14 protein-coding genes are annotated in these 20,358 nt (G+C 61.2%); 5 read left to right on the forward strand and 9 right to left on the reverse strand.

Annotated elements, in window-relative coordinates; translation table 11 throughout:
- Positions 1-28: 28 nt before the first annotated feature.
- The 3 genes from ACNA1V_RS09250 to ACNA1V_RS09260 all read left to right on the forward strand — a co-directional run bounded on the left by ACNA1V_RS09250 (position 29) and on the right by ACNA1V_RS09260 (position 5,417).
- A complete protein-coding gene (locus tag ACNA1V_RS09250; protein ID WP_415833315.1) occupies positions 29-1,327 on the forward strand; it encodes a DUF2254 domain-containing protein in 1,299 nt (432 codons plus the stop codon).
- A gap of 263 nt (positions 1,328-1,590) precedes the next feature.
- Entirely contained in the window at positions 1,591-4,218 is a 2,628-nt protein-coding gene (mutS, locus tag ACNA1V_RS09255; RefSeq protein WP_415833316.1) for a DNA mismatch repair protein MutS, read from the forward strand.
- Positions 4,215-5,417, forward strand: a complete 1,203-nt coding sequence (locus ACNA1V_RS09260) for a JmjC domain-containing protein (RefSeq protein ID WP_415833318.1) — start codon at positions 4,215-4,217, stop codon at positions 5,415-5,417. The genes mutS and ACNA1V_RS09260 overlap by 4 nt, the downstream gene beginning before the upstream one ends.
- Before the next feature lie 168 nt (positions 5,418-5,585).
- Here ACNA1V_RS09260 and ACNA1V_RS09265 read toward each other — a convergent pair whose 3' ends face one another.
- Positions 5,586-5,996 carry a transcriptional repressor gene (locus ACNA1V_RS09265; protein WP_415833319.1) on the reverse strand — a complete coding sequence of 137 codons (411 nt, stop codon included), beginning with the start codon at positions 5,994-5,996 and terminating at the stop codon, positions 5,586-5,588.
- 265 nt (positions 5,997-6,261) lie between these two features.
- The gene (gene ykgO, locus ACNA1V_RS09270) at positions 6,262-6,387 is read right to left on the reverse strand and encodes a type B 50S ribosomal protein L36 (RefSeq protein WP_068374019.1); all 126 of its coding nucleotides are present in this window, start codon (positions 6,385-6,387) and stop codon (positions 6,262-6,264) included.
- Between the two features lie 374 nt (positions 6,388-6,761).
- On the opposite strand from ykgO, the gene ACNA1V_RS09275 reads away from it, so the two are divergent.
- Complete coding sequence (locus ACNA1V_RS09275) at positions 6,762-7,187, forward strand: DUF1841 family protein (protein WP_415833363.1); 426 nt, start codon at positions 6,762-6,764, stop codon at positions 7,185-7,187.
- 197 nt (positions 7,188-7,384) lie between these two features.
- Here ACNA1V_RS09275 and ACNA1V_RS09280 read toward each other — a convergent pair whose 3' ends face one another.
- The 7 genes from ACNA1V_RS09280 to hrcA form a co-directional block, all read right to left on the reverse strand.
- The gene (locus ACNA1V_RS09280; protein ID WP_415833320.1) at positions 7,385-9,613 is read right to left on the reverse strand and encodes an NADP-dependent isocitrate dehydrogenase; all 2,229 of its coding nucleotides are present in this window, start codon (positions 9,611-9,613) and stop codon (positions 7,385-7,387) included.
- 392 nt (positions 9,614-10,005) lie between these two features.
- A complete protein-coding gene (locus ACNA1V_RS09285) occupies positions 10,006-12,720 on the reverse strand; it encodes a M16 family metallopeptidase (protein WP_415833364.1) in 2,715 nt (904 codons plus the stop codon).
- 312 nt (positions 12,721-13,032) lie between these two features.
- Positions 13,033-14,160 (reverse strand): molecular chaperone DnaJ, encoded by a 1,128-nt coding sequence (gene dnaJ, locus ACNA1V_RS09290; protein ID WP_415833321.1) that lies wholly within the window; start codon positions 14,158-14,160, stop codon positions 13,033-13,035.
- 174 nt (positions 14,161-14,334) lie between these two features.
- On the reverse strand, positions 14,335-16,260 hold the full coding sequence (gene dnaK, locus ACNA1V_RS09295) for a molecular chaperone DnaK (protein ID WP_415833322.1): 1,926 nt from the start codon (positions 16,258-16,260) through the stop codon (positions 14,335-14,337).
- A 126-nt stretch (positions 16,261-16,386) separates the two neighbouring features.
- A complete protein-coding gene (grpE, locus tag ACNA1V_RS09300) occupies positions 16,387-16,896 on the reverse strand; it encodes a nucleotide exchange factor GrpE (protein WP_415833323.1) in 510 nt (169 codons plus the stop codon).
- 190 nt (positions 16,897-17,086) lie between these two features.
- Complete coding sequence (gene hemH / locus ACNA1V_RS09305; RefSeq protein WP_415833325.1) at positions 17,087-18,139, reverse strand: ferrochelatase; 1,053 nt, start codon at positions 18,137-18,139, stop codon at positions 17,087-17,089.
- A gap of 8 nt (positions 18,140-18,147) precedes the next feature.
- Entirely contained in the window at positions 18,148-19,155 is a 1,008-nt protein-coding gene (gene hrcA / locus ACNA1V_RS09310) for a heat-inducible transcriptional repressor HrcA (protein ID WP_415833365.1), read from the reverse strand.
- A gap of 301 nt (positions 19,156-19,456) precedes the next feature.
- Between hrcA and ACNA1V_RS09315 the strand changes: the two genes are divergently transcribed.
- Entirely contained in the window at positions 19,457-20,356 is a 900-nt protein-coding gene (locus ACNA1V_RS09315) for an NAD kinase (RefSeq protein ID WP_415833327.1), read from the forward strand.
- The last annotated feature ends 2 nt before the right edge of the window (positions 20,357-20,358 follow it).

The following is a 20,358-nucleotide window of genomic DNA, read 5'->3' on the forward strand; positions in this document are numbered from 1 at the left end:
TTGCCCTGTTCCATACACAGGGGCGTCCATGAGCAAGCACGGTAGTACAAGGCTGGCAACCGCCATTCCGTCCAGCTGGCGCTGGTTCCTCCAGCAGTTGTCGCGCAGGCTGTGGGTGCATACGACACTCATCGGTTTGCTCGGTATCGTGGCGGCGATGCTGGCTGCCCTGGTGGAGCGCTATCTGCCCCCCTGGGAGGTGCCGTCTAATATCGGCGATAACTCGGTGTTCACGCTGCTGCAGATCATGGCCTCCAGCATGTTGGCCGTGACGACTTTCTCTCTGAGCATCATGAACGCTGCTTATGATGCATCAACGAATAATGTGACCCCCAGGGCGACCCGCTTGCTGATGGAGGACAGGATTACCCAGAATGCCCTGTCAGCCTTTATCGGTTCTTTTCTGTTCAGTATTGTGGGCATTATTGTGTTGCAGACCGGTGCCTACGGTGAGCGCGGGCGCTTTGTCATGTTCGTCGTGACGGTTGCGGTGATTGCGCTGGTTGTCATTTCCCTGTTGCGCTGGATTGACCATCTGACGCGCCTGGGCCGCGTGACCGATACTTCCAGCCGCATCGAGGAGACCGCCAGGCAAGCGCTGGAGGCGCGGCTGGTTCATCCTTATCTGGGCGGCCTGCCGCTGTGGTCTCCCAAGACGGATATTCCCGCCGGCGCCATTGCGGTACGCGCCGGCAGTATCGGCAATGTTCAGTTCCTGGATATGAATGCCTTGGCGCAATGCTGCAAAGAGGCGGGTTGCAAGGCCTATGTGCTGGCCATTCCCGGCACCTTTGTTTATGCCGACTCCCCTTTGGTCTGGCTGCAACCCGAGACGGAGCAAGGCCCGGACGACGCCACGATGTCAACCTGCCGGGCCAGTTTTACGCTGGGCGCCGAGCGCTGTTTTGACCAGGATCCGCGTTTCTGCCTGACGGTTATCGGTGAAATCGGCGCCCGTGCCGTCAACGATCCCGGTACCGCCATAGATATCATCGGGCGGATGGCGCGGCTTTTGCAACGCTGGGCAGACGGTTGCCAGGAGCCGCTGGCCGAACCCGTGCTCTATCCACATGTGCATGTCGCGCCTATCACCGCCGCCGAACTGTTTGCGGATGCCTTTACGCTGATCGCCCGCAATAGCGCCGGGATGATAGAAGTTCAACTGCGCCTGCAACGTACTTTGCATGCGCTGGCACGCACCGGCAGCACCGATTTCCGCGCTGCTGCGCTGGAGCAAGCGGAGCTGGCACTGGCCCGCGCCGAACAGGTGCTGGTGCTTGAGCAGGAAAAGCTGCAGTTGCGCCGTGCCGCGCATGAATCGCTCTGAACGCTGCTGCGAGTGTCATGTTGCCAGGCGCGTGGTCAGTGCCTGCTCCACCAACCAACAAACGGATCATGCCAGGGGTGGACACATGCCAGCCCACAACAGGTAGCATCTCGCCGCCCTAACATGGTCAAATACCCTATTCCGTCACAGGCGGGCTAGCGGAGTCGCATGCTCCCGCCGCCTGAACAGCGACCGCTGCAGTCCTGCCATGCGCCAAATCCAGGCATTTTCGCCGCTGTTACCCAGCCATTTCCAAAGTTTCGATGCAAAAGAACGATCTTTCCGCCCACACGCCGATGATGCGGCAGTACCTGGAACTCAAGCAAGAGGCCGGCCCGCTGCTGCTGCTTTACCGCATGGGGGACTTCTATGAAATGTTTTATGAGGATGCCGAGCGCGGTGCGCGTTTGCTGAATCTGACGCTGACCAAACGCGGCAATTCGGCGGGCTCCCCGATCCCCATGGCCGGGATCCCGGTGCACGCCGTGGATCAATACATCGCCAAGCTGGTTGCGCAGAATATTTCCGTTGCCATTTGCGAGCAGATCGGCGACCCGGCCACCAGCAAGGGGCCGGTGGAGCGCAAGATTGTCCGCATCGTGACACCCGGCACCCTGACGGACGACGCCCTGCTGCCCAGCAAGTCCGACCGTATTCTGGCTGCCCTTGCCACCACGGGCAAGGCGCCGCGCAAGCTGCGTCACGGACTGGCCTGGCTGAATCTGGCCAGCGGCGATTTCCGCGTTTCGGAATGCGACCCCAGCGAGCTGGAAGCGGAGCTGCACCGCATCGCTCCCGCGGAACTCATCATTGCCGATCAGGCAGAACTGCCCGTGGCCTTCGAGGGCGCCATCGCCCGTACGCCGGATTGGCATTTCGAATATGAGGGTGCGCGCAGCCATTTGCTGGCCCATTTCCGCACGGATTCGCTGGCCGGATTCGATGCCGAGGACCTGGACGCAGCCCAGTGCGCCGCCGGCGCCCTGCTGCGCTATGCGACCCGCACCCAGGCACAGACCCTGACCCATGTGCAGTCGCTCAAGGTGGATCGCAGCGGCCAGTATGTCGTGCTCGATCCCTATACCCGGCGCAATCTGGAACTGACACGTACGCTGTCAGGAGAGGAAAGCCCAACACTGTTTTCCTTGCTGGATCACTGCAATACGCCCATGGGCAGCCGCCTGCTCAAGCGCTGGCTGCACCATCCCTTGCGTGACAATACGCCGGTGCTGGCGCGCCAGCAGGCGATTGAAGCGCTGCTGGCCGCCGCGCCGGGCGCATCGGCCTGGCAGACGGAAGCCCTGCTCAACGGTTTGCAGCGAGCCCTGCGGCCCATTCCCGACCTGGAGCGCATTGCCACCCGTCTGGCGCTGCGCACGCTGCGCCCACGCGAACTGGCCAGCCTGCGCGAAGCGCTGCTGGCCCTGCCTGGCGTGCTGCAAGCGCTGGCGCCCCAGGCGCAGGATAGCCATGTGCCCCACCTGCACTACCTGGCCGCCAGTCTGGAAATCGACACCGGCCTGGGTGAATTGCTGGCGCGCGCCATTGCGGCAGAGCCTGCCGCCGCCATTCGTGATGGCGGCGTGATCGCCAGCGGCTACGATGCCGAGCTTGATGAGCTGCGAGCCCTGGCCAGCGATAACGGCGAGTTCCTGATGCGCCTGGAGGCCCGCGAACGCGAGCGTACCGGCATCAACAACCTGAAGGTGGAGTACAACCGCGTCCACGGTTTCTATATCGAAGTCTCGCGCTTGCATGCCGAGAAAGTGCCGACGGAGTATCGGCGCCGCCAGACGCTCAAGAATGCCGAGCGTTACATCACGCCAGAATTGAAGAGTTGGGAAGACAAGATTCTGTCCTCCAAAGACCGTTCACTGGCCCGTGAAAAATGGCTTTACGAACAGTTGCTCGACGCGTTGGCCCCCCATGCGCCGGCACTATCGTCCTGCGCCGCAGCCCTGGCCGAACTTGACGCCCTGGGCGCCCTGGCCCACCACGCCCGTACCCACGCCTGGGTGCGGCCGGAGCTGTCTGCACAGGCAGAAATCAGTATTGAAGCGGGCCGCCATCCAGTCGTGGAAAATGCCATAGAACGCTTCACGCCGAATGATTGCCAGCTGGATCCGACGCGCCTGATGCTGCTCGTCACCGGGCCGAACATGGGCGGTAAATCGACCTATATGCGGCAGGTGGCACTGATTGCGCTGCTGGCCCGCATCGGCAGTTTCGTGCCGGCGACCCGAGCCCGCATCGGCAGTCTGGATCGCATTTTCACCCGCATCGGCGCTGCCGACGATCTGGCCGGCGGCCGCTCCACCTTCATGATGGAGATGACCGAAGCGGCAACGATTCTCTCCGCCAGCACGGCACACAGCCTGGTGCTGATGGATGAAATCGGCCGCGGCACTTCGACCTATGACGGCCTGGCGCTGGCCTGGGCGATTGCCCACCGCCTGCTGACGCACAACCACGCGCTGACCTTATTCGCCACCCACTATTTTGAACTGACGCGCATGCCCGCCGAGTTTCCGCTGGCGGCCAATGTGCACCTGGCCGCAGCGGAATCGGCCAGCGGCATCGTGTTCCTGCATGAAGTCCGTGAAGGCCCCGCCAGCCGCAGCTACGGGATTCAGGTCGCCCAGCGCGCCGGCATTCCTGCGGCCGTGATCCGCCATGCCAGCCGCGAACTGGAGCGCCTGGAAAGCCAGGGGCAGCCCACGCCGCAACTGGGTCTGTTCAGCCAGAGCTTCGACGAACCCGAGCCCGCCACCCTTGAGGCCGACACCGAAGCCCATCCCGCCATCACCGCCTTGTCCGACATCGACCCGGACAGCCTCACACCCAGGGAAGCCCTGGACGCCCTCTACCGCTTGAAAGGCCTGCTGCAATGAACCTGGATACCCCGCTGACCCTGCTGGGCGGCATCAGCCCCGCAGAATTCATGCGCACTTACTGGCAGCGCAAACCCCTGCTGATTCGCCAGGCCGTTCCCGGCATCAAGCCTCCCGTCAAGATTCCCGGCTTGCGCAAGCTCGCACGCCAGGACGATGTCGAATCGCGCTTGATCTGGAAAGAGGATGGGGAATGGCAGATGGAAAACGGGCCGTTCGCACGCTTGCCCAAGCGTGAAGAACGCGAGTGGACCCTGCTGGTACAGAGCCTGGACCAGCACGATGACGCCGCCGCCCGCCTGATGCAGCAGTTCCGTTTCATTCCCGACGCCCGGCTGGATGATGTCATGGTCAGTGTGGCCAGCGACGGCGGCGGTGTCGGCCCGCACTTCGACAGCTATGACGTTTTCCTGCTGCAGGCCCAGGGTACCCGCCACTGGCGTATCGGCCAGCAGCGCGATCTGGACCTGATCCCCGGCCTCCCGCTGAAGATACTCAGCAACTTCCAGCCGGACGCCGAATACTACCTGGAACCCGGCGATATGCTGTACCTGCCGCCACAGGCGGCGCACGATGGCATCGCAGTCGGCCATGACTGCATGACGATTTCCATCGGCTTCCGTTCCCCGGACCGCGCCACGCTGGCCCGCGGCATGCTGGAAGCCGCCATGGATCAGGTCATGGAACGCGCCACCTGCAGCGGTGGCACCTATGCCCAGCCCCTGCTGCCCGGCCCCGACCTGTCCTCACGCTATCGCGACCCGGGCCTGCCCGCCACCACCACCCCGGCGGAAATCCCTGCCAAACTGGTCAAGCATGCGCTGGACAGCGTTGCCAAAGTCCGTTTCGATGACGCCCTGGCGACACGTTTCCTGGGCTGCTGGCTCAGTGAACCGCACCCGAATGCCGTGTTTGAATCCAGCCTGGAATACAGCGATGACATGGCAGACTGCCTGCCCGATAGCCTGCCTGCCTATGGTCGGCTGATATTGGACAGGCGCACCCGCATGCTCTACCGCGAACGCCAGTGCTTTATCAACGGAGAGTGCCTGACATGCGCGCCGGACGCACTGCTGCGCGCACTGGCCGATGCCCGTGAGCTGGATTGCGCCGACTGGCACAAACGGCGTGTGGGACAGGCCGTGCGAGAGTACCTGACCGATTGGCTGGACGCCGGCTGGCTGCACTGGCGCGAGTAAACACGCCATCGCGCAGCAAGGGAAGTGCTGGCCCCAAACCAGCGCTTCCCGCCGCTGCCCGAAGTCCAGCGCCGCCCATCCGATCGAGCCAAATAAAAAAGCGGCCTGATGTAAACATCAGCCGCTTTTCTTCTTCCCGCCAGACATGCTGGCGAAAGAGGATACCGCTCAGGCCTTCGGTGTAGCGAAGACGTTGATGGTGTACTCGGACAGGGTATAACCCATTTCCTCGGCGATCTTGTGCAGGCGCTTTTCGATCTGAGGATCGTGAAACTCCTTGACCTCGCCGGTCTTGCTGCACACCAGGTGACCATGGTGGCGCTCGCCGTCGTTCAATTCGTAAACAGCCTTGTTCGTACCCAGCTGGTTACGTTTGAGCAGACCTGCCTGTTCGAACTGGGTCAACACACGGTACACCGTCGCCAAACCAATTTCGATGCTATCCGCCATCAACAGGCGATAGACATCTTCAGCGGTCAGGTGACGCTGTTCGCTGTTGCGAAACACATCCAGAATCTTCAGACGGGGAAAGGTTACCTTAAGCCCACTATCCTTGAGTTCAATCTTATCCGATGCCACTTGTTCTCTCCAGATAGAACGCGGTTAACTTCGGTTTTACGATAGCGGACACCACGCCCAGCCACCGAAACCATTCGACCGCACACTGCCGACGCGCTTCCTAAGTGCCAAGAAACGCACGACTACCCCGTCGCCGAAACTTTATGATGCACCCAGGCACGCGACACGCACCCGGAACTCGAACAGCCATGGACAGCCGGCAAAAATTTTCCCGACTATTGAAGTTTAGCGGTTCTACAGCCCAGAGCAAGTCTGGGCCTGCAAATTACTTCTGGCGTGCTTTGAAACGGGGATTCGTTTTGCAGATCACGTAGATCTTGCCGCGACGGCGCACGACTTGACAGTCACGATGACGCTCTTTCGCGTTCTTGAGCGAAGCAACCACTTTCATGGGATTTTCCTTGTTGAACTGGCGACAGACCGCTACAAAGTGTGCTTGACCGCGCCGCTGATAATCGAAACCGTACAGACCATGAAATACCGAAGCACCATGACCTGGCAAAAACCCGCCTGGCAAAAGCCACACAGGCATAGTTAGCCCTAAAGGATAACACAAGCCCAGCCCACGATACAAGAGATGCCTGCAACATTGCCGGCCAGCCGGTTTCTTCACGACAGCAAGATCATGGCACAGTGTAGCGCCCTGCCCCACTCTTGGAAACGATAACGATGTGTCCCTTCGTTTCGCTGATTTCAGTGCGTCACAGCTGAAGCCGGATGAGAGCGTAAAATGGCATGTTGCGTTCTCTTTCCCGTTGCTGCCCTATGTTCAATCCCTCACGCGATCAGGTGCGCCAGTTCTTCATCGAAGCCTGGCGCAAACACCGGGCCGGCGAAGTCCAGACCCCGCTGGAAGCCATGGCGGTGGAATGGATGGCCGAGCACCCGGAATACCATCAGGACCTCGAAAATGAAGAGGCGCTGACGGCAGACTACTCCGTGGAACAGGGGCGGACCAATCCGTTCCTGCATTTGTCCATGCATCTCGCCATCGAAGAACAGCTGTCCATCGACCATCCTCGCGGCATACGCGCCGCCTTTGAACGCATGGCCAACCGCAGCGACCGCCATCATGCAATTCATGAAATCATGGAATGCCTGGGCCAGGTGGTATGGGAATCCCAGCGCCTGGGCACCCCGCTCGATAGCGACACCTACATTGAGCTGATCCGCCAGCGCGCCAGCAAGTAAGCCCCCCTCCTGCCAAGAAGCGGCCCGAGTCGGACGACTCCCGACAAGCCGGGGCCACCCCGGACGCGCCTCATTCTCCGGCATTCGGCCGACCCATGTAAAAACTCCCTATTCCTGCCAGCCGGAACGGCTCGCAAGAATAGGGAGTGCTGTGTTGCCTAACGGCATGCCCGGGGCACCGGGCACGCCAGGAACGATCAACCCAGTTGCTTCAGCGCTTCATTGAAGGTTGCGCTCGGGCGCATGGCCTCGCTCACCAGCGCCAGCACCGGACGGTAGTAGCCCTTGATGTCCACCGGCTTGCCCTGAACCGCTGCCAGTTCCGCCACAATCTTGGCTTCGTTGTCGCTCAGCGTCTTGGCCAGCGGTGCGAACTGCGCCTTCAGTTCAGCATCTTCGTTCTGCTCGGCCAGCGCCTGCGCCCAATACAGGGCCAGGTAGAAGTGGCTGCCACGGTTGTCCAGGCCGCCGACCTTGCGGGCGGGCGAACGGTTTTCGTCCAGGAAGCGGCCAGTTGCCTGGTCCAGCGTCTTGGCCAGAACCTTGGCCTTGGCATTGCCGTAGGTGTCGCCCAGGTGTTCCAGAGAGGCGGCCAGCGCCAGGAACTCGCCCAGCGAATCCCAGCGCAGGAAGCCCTCTTCCAGGAATTGCTGCACGTGCTTGGGCGCGGAACCGCCTGCACCCGTTTCAAACATGCCGCCACCCGCCATCAACGGCACGATCGACAGCATCTTGGCGCTGGTGCCCAGTTCCATGATGGGGAACAGGTCGGTCAGGTAGTCGCGCAGCACGTTGCCAGTGACAGAAATAGTGTCCTTGCCGGCGCGGATGCGTTCCAGCGACAGGCGGGTTGCCTCTTCGGGCGGCAGGATGCGGATATCCAGGCCGGTCGTGTCATGATCCTTCAGATAACGCTCGACCTTGGCGATCAATTGCGCATCGTGGGCACGCTTGGGATCCAGCCAGAACACGGCCGGCGCGCCGCTGGCGCGGGCACGCGTCACGGCCAGCTTGACCCAGTCGCGCACGGCAGCGTCCTTGGCCTGGCAGGCACGCCAGATATCGCCGGCTTCCACGTTCTGCTCCATCAGCACCTGGTCGGCATCGTCCGTCACGCGCACAACACCCGCAAACGGGATCTGGAAGGTCTTGTTGTGCGAACCGTATTCTTCGGCAGCCTGGGCCATCAGGCCGACGTTGGGCACGCTGCCCATCGTGACCGGATCGAAAGCGCCATTGCGCTTGCAATCTTCGATGACGACCTGGTACACGCCGGCGTAGCAGCGATCCGGAATCACGGCCTTGGCATCGTGCAGCTGGCCATCGGCACCCCACATCTTGCCCGATTCACGGATCATGGCAGGCATGGAAGCATCGACGATGACGTCGCTGGGCACGTGCAGGTTGGTGATGCCCTTGTCGGAATTCACCATGGCCAGCGCCGGACGCTTGTCGTACTCAGCCTTGATGTCGGCTTCGATTTCCACGCGCTTGTCCGCCGGCAACGAAGCCAGGCGGGCGTACAGGTCACCGATACCATTGTTGGGATTGAAACCGGCGGCCTTCAGGACGTCGGCGTGCTTGACCAGCACGTCGCTGTAGAAGGCTTCGACGACCTGACCAAACATGATCGGATCGGACACCTTCATCATGGTGGCTTTCAGGTGCACCGAGAACAGCACGCCCTTTTGCTTCGCGTCTTCGATCTGGGCATCCAGGAAACGGCGCAATGCGGCCTTGCTCATCACGGCGCTATCGAGGATTTCGCCAGCCTTGACCGGCGTCTTTTCCTTCAGCACCTTGACGGTGCCATCCGTACCGTGCAGGGTGATCTTCACATTACCATCAGCGGCGATCAGGACGGACTTTTCGCTGCCGTAGAAATCGCCGTCTTCCATGTGCGAAACGTGCGACTTGGAATCGGCCGACCAGGCACCCATCTTGTGCGGGTGCTTGCGGGCATAGTTCTTGACCGACAACGGCGCACGGCGGTCGGAGTTGCCTTCGCGCAGCACCGGGTTCACGGCGCTGCCCTTGATTTTGTCGTAGCGGGCCTTGATGGCTTTCTGCTCGTCGTTGGCGGGGGCTTCCGGGTAATCCGGCAGCGCATAACCTTGCTTCTGCAGTTCCTTGATCGCGGCCTTCAGCTGCGGAATCGACGCGCTGATATTGGGCAGCTTGATGATATTGGCTTCCGGGCGGGTCGCCAGCTGGCCCAGCTCGGCCAGATCGTCCGACGCTTTTTGCTCGTCCGTCAGGAAATCCGGGAAGGTAGCGATGATACGACCGGCCAGAGAAATGTCCCGGGTCTCGACCGCGATACCTGCGGACCGGGTGTAGGCCTGGATGATGGGCAGCAGCGACTGGGTAGCCAGCGCCGGTGCTTCGTCAGTATGGGTGTAGAGGATCTTCGACGTGTTAGACATTTTTTCTCGTTAACTTGCTCAATCACGGAAACCGCGGAAACTTCGCGCAGCACGGTATCGGCCGGTCAAGGCAGATGCATGCAGCGCCGTTCACCGTGGGGACGAACGGCACCCTGGCACTATTGCGGGCCTGTATCAGCTTCGACGACAAGAAAGAGATCTTCGCTTGCGACGCATGGAAAGGACGCAAGACCGGCATCGGTTCTGGAGCCGAAGACGCCGAAAAAAGGCGCCCTGAGGGCGCCGTCGAGTATAGCAAGAAATGCTCTCATCTTCGGCCAAACCGAGGACAAGCCGGGGGGAACCACGCAATAGGTGTCTCTCCCAAGGGACTTGCTGCCGGAATCAGTACAGCTCAGGCACAGCGGCCATCATTCCGGCAGCCCATGGCGTCAAGGAGCCTTGGAAAAATCCCCTGCCACGGCACGGCTCCATGCTTCCGGATGCATGTATTTGCGCAATACCCGGTTGACCTCGGCAGCATCCAGCTGACGCAGGTTTTGCTCAAATGCCTCGACCCAGGCAAAGCTGCGTCCGCGCTCCTGATAGCTGGCCCAGCGCTGCGCCAGGTTTTCATCTACCGTGCGCGACAGGCGCTGGTAGTTCAGCAATGCCTCGATGCCATCCGCCACTTCCTTGTCCGAAAACCCTTTGTCCAGCGCCTCGGTGAGCGTCTGCTCGATCAGCGTTTCCAGGCGTTCACGGTTGGACGGCGCAAAAATGGCATACACGCGCCAGCGCGCCGAGGGTTCGAACGAAGAAACGGTGGCATGGCTGCGCACACTGTAGGACAAGCCGGCCTCTTCGCGGATTTTCATCCACAGGCGCGAGGTTTCCGATGCCCCCAACAGGAAGTTGGACAGCATCAATGCCGGATAGTCCGGATTGTCATCCTGCATTTCAAAGCTGCCGCCAGCCAGATAGAAGGCATTGGCCTTGTCCGGCGTGTCGATTTCGAACTGCTCGGGCGCCACGGCGCGATAGCCATTTTCTACCCGGTGATAGACCGGCGCCTTGCGCCAGCCGGCCACACCTGCCACCAGGGCCTGCTCGGCCGCCTGGGGATCAAAATCTCCCACGGCAGAGAAAGTCATCTCGCCAGCACCATAGAAAACCTCGTGGAAACGCTGGAGATTTTCCCGCTTGACCCCCTTGAGATCATCGAGCTCTTCCTGGAACGTGGGCTGATAGCGGATATCATCCTTGCTCCAGGGGTTGTCATGGCGTGCCAGCGCCTGACCAGCCAGCCCCATCGGATCGCTCATGGCGTTGCGCAAGCGATTGCCCTCCTGCCCCAGGTAGGTCTTCAGCTCATCTTGCGGGAACACCGGATTGCGCAGCAGATCGAACACCAGCGCGATCATCTTCGGCAGATTCTCGCGGGGCGCGGAGAAGGTCACTTCCACCTGGCCCTTGCCGCCGGAAACACCCAGCGTCCCGCGCAGGCTGTCGATTTCATCATTGATTTGCTGGCGCGTGCGGGTCTTGGTGCCCATGGCCAGCATATCAGCAACGATCTCTTCGGCAACCCGATGGCCCTTGAGGCCATTGGCATCACTGAAATAGAGCATCAACACAGCTTCGACACGCTGGCTGCGCGTGCTCTTGGGCAACATGGCAAGACCGATGCGCCCATTGGGCAGCGTCAGGGTCTTGCGCTGCGTTGCCGCATCTATGGCCGCTGGACTGGTATCAAACGTCTCGGCAGGCGGCGCCTGGCCATCCCCCTTGTAATCCGCCACCAATTGCGCCACATCCGGCGCGGCCAACTCGGGCGCGCGCACCGGTTTTTCCGTCGGCACATAGCGGCCAGAGGTACGGTTGCTGCGCAGCAGGTAACTGCGCGCCACCTTCTCGACCTCATCGAGCCCCGCCCCGCGCACCCAGTCGCGCTGCAGGAAGAACAGGCGCCAGTCGCCAGCTGCAATCGCTTCCGTCAAGGCAATACCCAGGCTTTGCGCATCCCCGAAGGTGCGCTCCCAGTCCGTCAGCCACTGATTCCGCGCCCGATCCAGATCCTGCTGGGTCATGGTACGGGTTCCTTGCGACTCCAGCACATCCGTCAGGGCATTCAGGGCCTTGTCTTCGCTCATGCCCGGCTGCAATTGCGCCCCGAACATGGCCAGCCCGGCGTCACGCCGCGCCATGGCAAAGCCGAACACGCCCGTAGCCAGATTGTTTTGCACCAGATCACGATACAGTTGCCCCGAAGGGGTGTCGGACAGCATCATGGTCGCCAGGTTGAAATACACGTAATCCGCCGCAGCCGCCGACGGCACGTGATACAGCGCCGCCACCATGGGCGTCCCGCCCACCCGGCGTACGGTCACACTGCGCTCGCCATCCTGCACCGGTTCCACCGTGTATTCGCGCGGCAATTGGCGCTGCGGCCGGGGAATTTTGCCAAAGGCATCGGTGATCACCGCCAGCGTTGCCGCCTCATCAAATGCGCCACTCAGTACCAGAACGGCATTGTCCGGCTGGTAATACACCCGGTAGAAATCACGCAGCTGGGCAATATCTACATTCTCGACATCGCTGCGCGCGCCTATCGTGCTCTTGCCATAGTTGTGCCACAGATACGCGGCGGACTGCATGCGCTGCATCAACACACGGAAGGGGCTGTTTTCGCCGCTCTCCATTTCATTGCGCACCACCGTCATTTCCGAGGCCAGGTCTTCGCTGGCAATCGTGGAATTGACCATGGCGTCGGCCTGCCAGCGCAGATACCACTCCAGATTTTCCGGATTGGCTGCGAAACTGGCGTAATAGTTGGTGCGATCCGTGGAGGTCGTCCCATTGGCCTGCAGGCCACGGCGGGAAAACTCGCCCAGGGCATTCGGCGTGGTCGGCGTTCCCTTGAACAGCATGTGCTCCAGCAAGTGCGCCATGCCGGTCTGGCCGTAGTTCTCATGCCGCGAACCGACCAGATAAGTCATGTTCACTGTCGTCACAGGGGTCGAAGCATCCGGCGCCAGCACGACTTTCAGGCCGTTGGGCAAAAGATACTCGCTCACCCCTTCGACCGTTGCCACCTTGGACACGCCCGCAGGCAGGGTCGTCGCCATCAGCATCGGCGGAGCAACCAGTCCCAACGCCATGGCCATCAGACATTTGACCATTCTATTAAGATTGAAAGACATCGTTCCTCCGGAGTGCGGTTATCAAGCAGCAATTATGTAACACAAGGCGGCGAGTTTAGACCGATGTCGCCACTCCCTGCTACCAGAGTTTGAAAAGCTTTTTCATTCAGCTTGAGGTTTACCCGCATTTTTTCCGCCCATTACGCGTGCGGCGACAGGTGCGCATGCGTCTGCCGCTCGAACGCCAGACACAGGCGCCACCGGTTTCACGCAGGCAAAAAAATGCCGGCCCACAGGGCCGGCAAGGTATGCGCGATCTTTTTCACGCAAAGGAGATCAGGAGAAGAACTCCCGCACACGATCCGTCCAGGACTTGCTCTGCGGCGAATGGCGATCCGTACCGCCTTGCGTCAACGAGGACTCGAACTGGCGCAACAGGGACTTCTGCTCTTCATTGAGGCGCACCGGCGTTTCCACGACCAGATGGCAGTAAAGATCCCCCGGATAGGTGGAGCGCACGCCACGGATCCCCTTGCCGCGCAAACGGAAAGTCTTGCCTGATTGCGTGCCTTCGGGAATGGTGATTTCCGCTTTGCCATTCAAGGTAGGCACCTGAATATCCCCGCCGAGCGCTGCCGTTGTAAACGGGATGGTCAGTTCCGCATGCAAATCGTCGCCATCACGCTGGAAAATATCGTGCTGGCGAATATTCACTTCGACATACAGATCCCCCGGCGGCCCGCCGTTCAGGCCAGGCTCGCCATTGCCGCTGGAGCGGATGCGCATGCCGTCGTCGATGCCGGCAGGAATCTTGACCTGCAGCGTCTTGTTGCGGCGCAAACGGCCCGCGCCCCCGCATTTCTCACACGGATCGGTAATTTCCTCGCCGGAACCATGGCAGGTGGGGCATGTTTGCTGCACACTGAAAAAGCCCTGCTGCATGCGCACGGCGCCAGCGCCGCCACATGTCCGGCAGGTGCTCTTGCTGGAACCCTTCTTGGCGCCGCTGCCATGACAGCTGTCGCATTCATCCCAACCCGGAATACGGATCTCGGTATCGAAACCGCTGGCCGCCTGTTCGAGCGAAATCTCCAGGCTGTACTGCATATCGGCACCCCGATACACCTGCGGACCACGGCGGCCACCAGCGGCAGCGCCGAAGATATCACCAAAAATATCGCCAAAAGCCTCGGCAAACCCACCCATGCCGCCCTGCCCGCCCCCCATGCCGCCATTGGGATCAACACCGGCATGGCCATAGCGATCATAGGCGGCGCGCTTGTCCGCCTCGGACAGCACTTCATAGGCCGCTTTGACTTCCTTGAACTTTTCCTCGGCTTCCTTATTGCCCGGATTACGGTCCGGGTGGTACTTCATTGCCAGCTTGCGGTAAGCCTTCTTGATATCGTCATCCGAGGCACCTTTGGCCACCCCGAGCGTTTCGTAAAAATCACGTTTTGCCATGATTGGATTTGTCACACAGCCCACGCGGGATGCGTTACCCCATAAAGCCATACCCGGCCACCGCCAAACAAAAGGGCAGCGCCGGGCATGACGGGAGCCTGAGCCCCCGTTGAATTCACCTGGAACCAGGGCCCGGGCGGCTGATTCTCATCAGCCGCACCGGCTCACCCGTGCTTACTGGTCGCGCTTGACTTCCTTGAAGTCGGCATCGACGACGTTGTCGTCGGCAGGCTTGGCTTCTTCCTGCGCGCCACCAGCCTGGGCCTGCTGCGCCTGCATATCGGCGTAGATCTTCTCACCCAGTTTCTGCGAAGCGGTCGTCAAGGTTTCCACCTTGGCTTCCAGCGCAGCCTTGTCAGCGTTGTCCTTCAGCGCGGCTTCGACATCGGCCACGGCCTTCTCGATGGCTTCCTTCTCGGAGGCTTCCAGCTTGTCGCCATGCTCACCCAGCGACTTGCGGGTAGCGTGCACCAAGGCATCCGCCTGGTTGCGCACCTGCGCCAGCTCGGCGACCTTGCGGTCTTCCTCGGCATTGGCCTCGGCGTCCTGCACCATGCGCTGGATTTCCTCTTCCGTCAGGCCGGAGTTGGCCTTGATGGTGATCTTGTTTTCCTTGCCGGTGCCCTTGTCCTTGGCCGACACGTGCAGAATGCCGTTGGCGTCGATGTCGAACGTGACTTCGATCTGCGGCAGGCCGCGCGGTGCCGGTGCAATGCCTTCCAGGTTGAACTCGCCCAGCATCTTGTTGCCGGCGGCGATTTCACGTTCGCCCTGGAACACCTTGATGGTCACGGCCGGCTGGTTGTCATCAGCCGTAGAGAACACCTGCGCATGGCGCGTCGGGATCGTGGTGTTCTTCTGGATCATCTTGGTCATCACGCCGCCGAGCGTCTCGATACCGAGAGACAGCGGGGTGACGTCGAGCAGCAGCACATCCTTGCGGTCGCCTGCGAGCACGGACCCCTGGATAGCAGCGCCAGCGGCAACGGCTTCATCGGGGTTGACGTCCTTGCGCGGCTCCTTGCCGAAGAATTCCTTCACCGCTTCCTGCACCTTGGGCATGCGGGTCATGCCGCCGACCAGGATCACATCGTCGATCTCGGAAACCTTGACACCGGCGTCCTTGATGGCAACGCGGCAAGGCTCGATGCTGCGGGCGATCAGGTCTTCGACCAGGGCTTCCAGCTTGGCGCGGGTGATCTTCAGGTTCAAGTGCTTCGGGCCGGAAGCATCCGCCGTGATGTACGGCAGGTTGATTTCGGTCTGTTGGCTGGACGACAGCTCGATCTTGGCCTTTTCAGCGGCTTCCTTCAGGCGTTGCAGCGCCAGGACGTCCTTGGACAGATCAACGCCTTGTTCCTTCTTGAACTCGTCGATGATGTAGCCGATGATGCGCTGGTCGAAGTCTTCGCCACCCAGGAAGGTGTCGCCATTGGTGGACAGCACTTCGAATTGCTTTTCGCCATCAACGTCAGCGATTTCGATGATGGAAACGTCGAAGGTACCGCCGCCCAGGTCATAGACGGCAATCTTGCGGTCGCCGGCTTCGCTCTTGTCCAGGCCGAAAGCCAGGGCAGCAGCCGTCGGTTCGTTGATGATGCGCTTGACGTCCAGGCCAGCAATACGGCCAGCGTCCTTGGTTGCCTGGCGTTGGCTGTCGTTGAAGTAGGCCGGTACCGTGATCACGGCTTCGGTCACTTCTTCGCCCAGGTAGTCCTCGGCGGTCTTTTTCATCTTGCGCAGGATTTCCGCCGATACCTGGGGAGGCGCCAGCTTCTTGCCGCGCACTTCCACCCAGGCGTCGCCGTTCTCAGCCTTGATGATGGAGTAAGGCATCAGGTCGATGTCTTTCTGTACGGCCTTTTCGTCGAACTTGCGGCCGATCAGGCGCTTCACCGCGAACAGGGTGTTCTGCGGATTGGTCACTGCCTGACGCTTGGCCGGCGCGCCGACCAGGGTTTCGCCGTCGTCCATGTAGGCGACGATGGAAGGCGTGGTGCGGGTGCCTTCGGCGTTTTCAATAATGCGGACCTGACCGCCTTCCAGAACTGCAACGCAGCTGTTGGTCGTGCCCAGGTCGATACCAATGATTTTGCTCATGTCTAGAGTACCTTGCTAAATAGTCAGATTCGTTACTTGCCGGGCATCACGCCCTCATGCTGGACTATCTGGGGACGATCATCGCAATTTCAAGCGTCCCCACTGAAAACAGACAACGTTTTAAGACTAGCCGGCGGAAACCATCACCAGCGCCGGACGCAGCACGCGATCGGAAATCAGATAACCCACCTGCAGCGTATTGGCCACGGTATTGGCCGGGTGTTCCGAGGGCACGCTGGAAATCGCCTGGTGCAGATTCGGATCGAAGCGTTCGCCGGGCGCCGGCGCAATCTGCTTGAGGTGATTGCGATCAAAGGCAGCAGAGAGCTGCTTGAGGGTGACATCGACGCCTTCGCGCAGCGCTTCGGCAGTCTGGTTTTCCAGCGCCAGCGCAGCTTCCAGGCTGTCGCGCACCGGCACCAGGCTTTCGGCAAAGGACTCAATACCGAACTTGCGGGCCTTGGCCACATCTTCCTGGGAGCGGCGGCGCACGTTTTCTGCTTCGGCATGGGCGCGCAGCACCTGATCCTTCAGTTCCGCGATCTGGGCCAGTGCTTCATCAAGCTGTGCCTGCAGATCCGGTTGTTCCTGATGCGTTTCCGGTTGCACCTGGTCGGGCGAATTGCTATCCGTCATGTCGATTATCTCCGCAAAATTCATATCAAACGGCCTGATGCACCTGGCCTGGCAGAGCGCCACCTACAGGCTCTTGCACAGGCGATTGCACCTTCGGGCCTATAACTGGGGGCAACCCTGCCTGTTTTCAAGGCGAGGCGGCAAAGAAAGCGCTGCGCCCACCCCGTCCCGCCGGGCGCCAGCACCGGGATCAGCGCAATGTTTCGAGCCGCCTGGCCACCAGATCCGTCAACGCTGCCAGCCACGCTGGCGCATCATTCATCACCGGAATGTAGCGGAACTGACGCCCCCCGGACTCCAAAAAGGCCTCACGGCCCTCCATGGCAATTTCTTCCAGGGTTTCCAGGCAATCCGAAGTGAAACCAGGGCAAACCACATCCACACTGGACACCCCCGCCTTGCCCCAGGCCTTCAAGGTGCCCTCGGTATCCGGGTCCAGCCACTTGGCCGGGCCGAAACGGCTTTGGAAAGTCACCACGCAACGTTCCGGCGGCAAAGCCAGAACCGCTGCCAAGGCCTGCGCTGTCTGCATGCAATCCCGATAATAGGGATCTCCTTTTTCGATGCAGGCCCGCGGCAAGCCATGGAAACTCAGCAACAGGCGCTCAGGCTCACCGTCGGCCCGCCAACGCTGCCGGATCGCCGTGGCCATGGCGCCGATATAGCCTGCATCCACGTGAAAACGCTTGATGAACGACAGTTCGGGCTGATCGCGCATGCGCGCTGCCGCGCGCGCCACCTGATCCACTGCGGTGGCGGTCGTGCTGGCGGCATATTGAGGATACAAAGGTACGCACAGGATACGCTCGCAGCCCGCCTCCTTGAGCGCCTGCAAAGCCTGCGGCACCGAAGGCTGCCCGTAGCGCATGCCGACGGCCACCGTCGCGTCCAGCCCCTTGGCCGCCAGCCCCGCCTGCACTGCCTGGGCCTGACGTTGGGTATAGACCAGCAAAGGCGAGCCGCCCTCCATCCAGATACTGGCATACCGCGGCGCCAGGCGGGCCGGACGACGCGTGAGGATAGCCCCGTACAGCACGGGCTTCCAAAGCCAGGATGGCAGTTCAATCACACGCTGATCAGACAGAAACTCCGCCAGATAACGCCGGATGGCTGCCGGGGTCGGCGCGTCCGGCGTCCCCAGATTGAGCAGCAGTACACCCTGCCGGCCATAGGCCTGGGCTTCGCCGGAAACCGGCGGAACATCAAAAGGATCGGCACGCCGGGGCTCGGGCAGGTATTTCACAGCATTCCTCAAGAATTGGACTGGCTGAGCGCATTGGATAGCAGCCTGGCGGTGATATCCACGATGGGAATGACCTTGTCGTAGGCCATGCGAGACGGCCCGACCACGCCCAGCGTGCCCACGACCTTGCCATCGACACCATAGGGCGCCGTGACGACACTGATATCCTCGAACGGCATCAATTGCGATTCGCCGCCGATATAGATCTGCACCCCTTGCGCCCGGCTCGACACATCCAACAGCTGCAGCAGTTCCGTCCGTTTTTCAAACAGCGAAAACATGCGGCGCAGGCGATCCATGTCTGAAGTGATGTCATCGACCTCCAGCAACTTGCGCTCCCCGGAGATCAGCACGGCATCCCCTTCGTTCTCGACATCGGCGCTGGTTTCCACCGCTGCCATCATCAGCCGGGAGATATCCTCACGCAGCTGATCCAGCTCGGTTGCCAGCGTACGCTTGACGACATCAAACGACTTGCCGGCGAAATGCATGTTGAAGTAGTTGGCCGCTTCCAGCAGTTCCGGCTCGGCGTAATCACGTGGCGTGAACAGGATACGGTTCTGCACATCACCGTCCGGCGTGATGATGATCAACAGCACCTTGCGCTCGGACAGCCGGATGAATTCGATCTGACGGAACACCTGGGAACGTTTCGGCGTCAGCACGACGCCCGCGAACTGGGTCAGGTTGGACAACATGCTGGCCGCTGCCGAAGCAGTACGCACCGGATCGGCGATCGGCAGGCGGGTTTCGAAACTGACCCCACCGGGCTCAAACGGCCGGGCTGCCAGCAGCGTATCGACAAACACGCGGTAGCCCCGCGGCGTCGGCACCCGGCCGGCAGACGTGTGCGGGCTGTGTATCAACCCGATTTCCTCAAGGTCGGCCATGATATTGCGTATGGAGGCCGGTGACAGGTCGAACACTTTCGACAGCGTGCGCGAACCGACAGGCTGTCCATCAGCGATGTACCGTTCTATCAGGGCCTTGAGCAGAGAGCGTGCGCGATCATCCATCATGAGTTCATTTTAGGATGCTTTTACATCCCTATGAACAGATGGCGGTCGATATAATCGCGCCAGTAACGTCAGCCCAGTCCTGGTCAGACGTCGCGGTCTAGGCGCAGGCACCACCCGCGCCAGATTTGGCCGCGCCTCCACGTGGCGGCATGGCGGCCTTGCCGCCTGCAGCCAGGCCGGGCCAGGCCTGTTTAATATGGTGCCGTGACATTCCTGATCCTGGGGCAATACCGCCTGTGTACGCCCGTACCCCCAAGAGACAGGAAATGTCCATCACCTTAGACCCTGCCAGGATTTCATGCATTTTTCCACCGTTGCGCTGATTGGCCGCTATCAGGATACCCACCTGGATGCCCTGCTGGGCAGCCTGGGGGATCTCTTGTCCGAAGCTGGCCGCCACGTGTTGGTCGAAGCAGAAACGGCCCGCTACTCCGGCCTGACACGCTTTCCCCTGGCCACCTATGAAGAAATCGGCCGCCAGGCGGAACTGGCGATTGTCGTCGGCGGCGACGGCACCATGCTGGGCGCCGCACGGCAACTGGCGCCGTACCGGGTTCCGGTTGCCGGCATCAACCATGGCCGGCTGGGCTTCATCACCGACATCCCGCTGCCACAGGCGCATGATGCGCTGCGCGACCTGCTGGCCGGCCGCTATAACGCGGAAGACCGCATGATGCTGACGGGCCGCGTGCTGCGCGACGGTGAAATCCTGTGCCAGGCCTGTGCGCTTAACGACGTCGTCCTGAGCCGCGCCGGCCGTGGCGGCATGATTGAAATGCGCCTGGAAGTCGATGGCGTGTACATGAATACACAGCGCGCCGACGGCATCATCGTCGCCACGCCCACCGGTTCGACCGCCTATGCGCTGGCGGCCAGCGGCCCGATCGTCCACCCGGGCATAGAAGCCATGGTGCTGGTTCCGGTCTCCCCCCAGACCCTCTCCAACCGGCCTATCGTGCTGCCACCTACCGGCGTGCTGAGCATCACCCTGACCTCCATGAGCCGCGTCGAGGCCGGTGCCAGCATTCACTTCGACATGCAATCCTGGTCGGAGCTGCAACCCGGCGACCGGATTGAAGTGCTGCGCGCCCCTGACACCATCCGTTTCCTACACCCGCCGGGCTACAGTTTCTTCTCTACCCTGCGCCACAAGCTACACTGGAACGTCATGCCCAGAATGGATGACCAGGACGAGTAAAC

The organism is Kerstersia similis (assembly GCF_965139615.1).
GTDB lineage: Bacteria > Pseudomonadota > Gammaproteobacteria > Burkholderiales > Burkholderiaceae_B > Kerstersia > Kerstersia similis.

Bases quoted from the DNA above. Each gene is read 5' to 3' on its own strand.
- ACNA1V_RS09275 (WP_415833363.1), top strand. From the start codon at position 6,762: ATGTTCAATCCCTCACGCGATCAGGTGCGCCAGTTCTTCATCGAAGCC.
- ykgO (WP_068374019.1), bottom strand. From the start codon at position 6,387: ATGAAAGTGGTTGCTTCGCTCAAGAACGCGAAAGAGCGTCATCGTGAC.
- ACNA1V_RS09280 (WP_415833320.1), bottom strand. From the start codon at position 9,613: ATGTCTAACACGTCGAAGATCCTCTACACCCATACTGACGAAGCACCG.
- dnaK (WP_415833322.1), bottom strand. From the start codon at position 16,260: ATGAGCAAAATCATTGGTATCGACCTGGGCACGACCAACAGCTGCGTT.
- mutS (WP_415833316.1), top strand. From the start codon at position 1,591: ATGCAAAAGAACGATCTTTCCGCCCACACGCCGATGATGCGGCAGTAC.
- grpE (WP_415833323.1), bottom strand. From the start codon at position 16,896: ATGACGGATAGCAATTCGCCCGACCAGGTGCAACCGGAAACGCATCAG.
- ACNA1V_RS09250 (WP_415833315.1), top strand. From the start codon at position 29: ATGAGCAAGCACGGTAGTACAAGGCTGGCAACCGCCATTCCGTCCAGC.
- ACNA1V_RS09315 (WP_415833327.1), top strand. From the start codon at position 19,457: ATGCATTTTTCCACCGTTGCGCTGATTGGCCGCTATCAGGATACCCAC.
- ACNA1V_RS09285 (WP_415833364.1), bottom strand. From the start codon at position 12,720: ATGGCCATGGCGTTGGGACTGGTTGCTCCGCCGATGCTGATGGCGACG.
- hrcA (WP_415833365.1), bottom strand. From the start codon at position 19,155: ATGGATGATCGCGCACGCTCTCTGCTCAAGGCCCTGATAGAACGGTAC.
- dnaJ (WP_415833321.1), bottom strand. From the start codon at position 14,160: ATGGCAAAACGTGATTTTTACGAAACGCTCGGGGTGGCCAAAGGTGCC.
- ACNA1V_RS09260 (WP_415833318.1), top strand. From the start codon at position 4,215: ATGAACCTGGATACCCCGCTGACCCTGCTGGGCGGCATCAGCCCCGCA.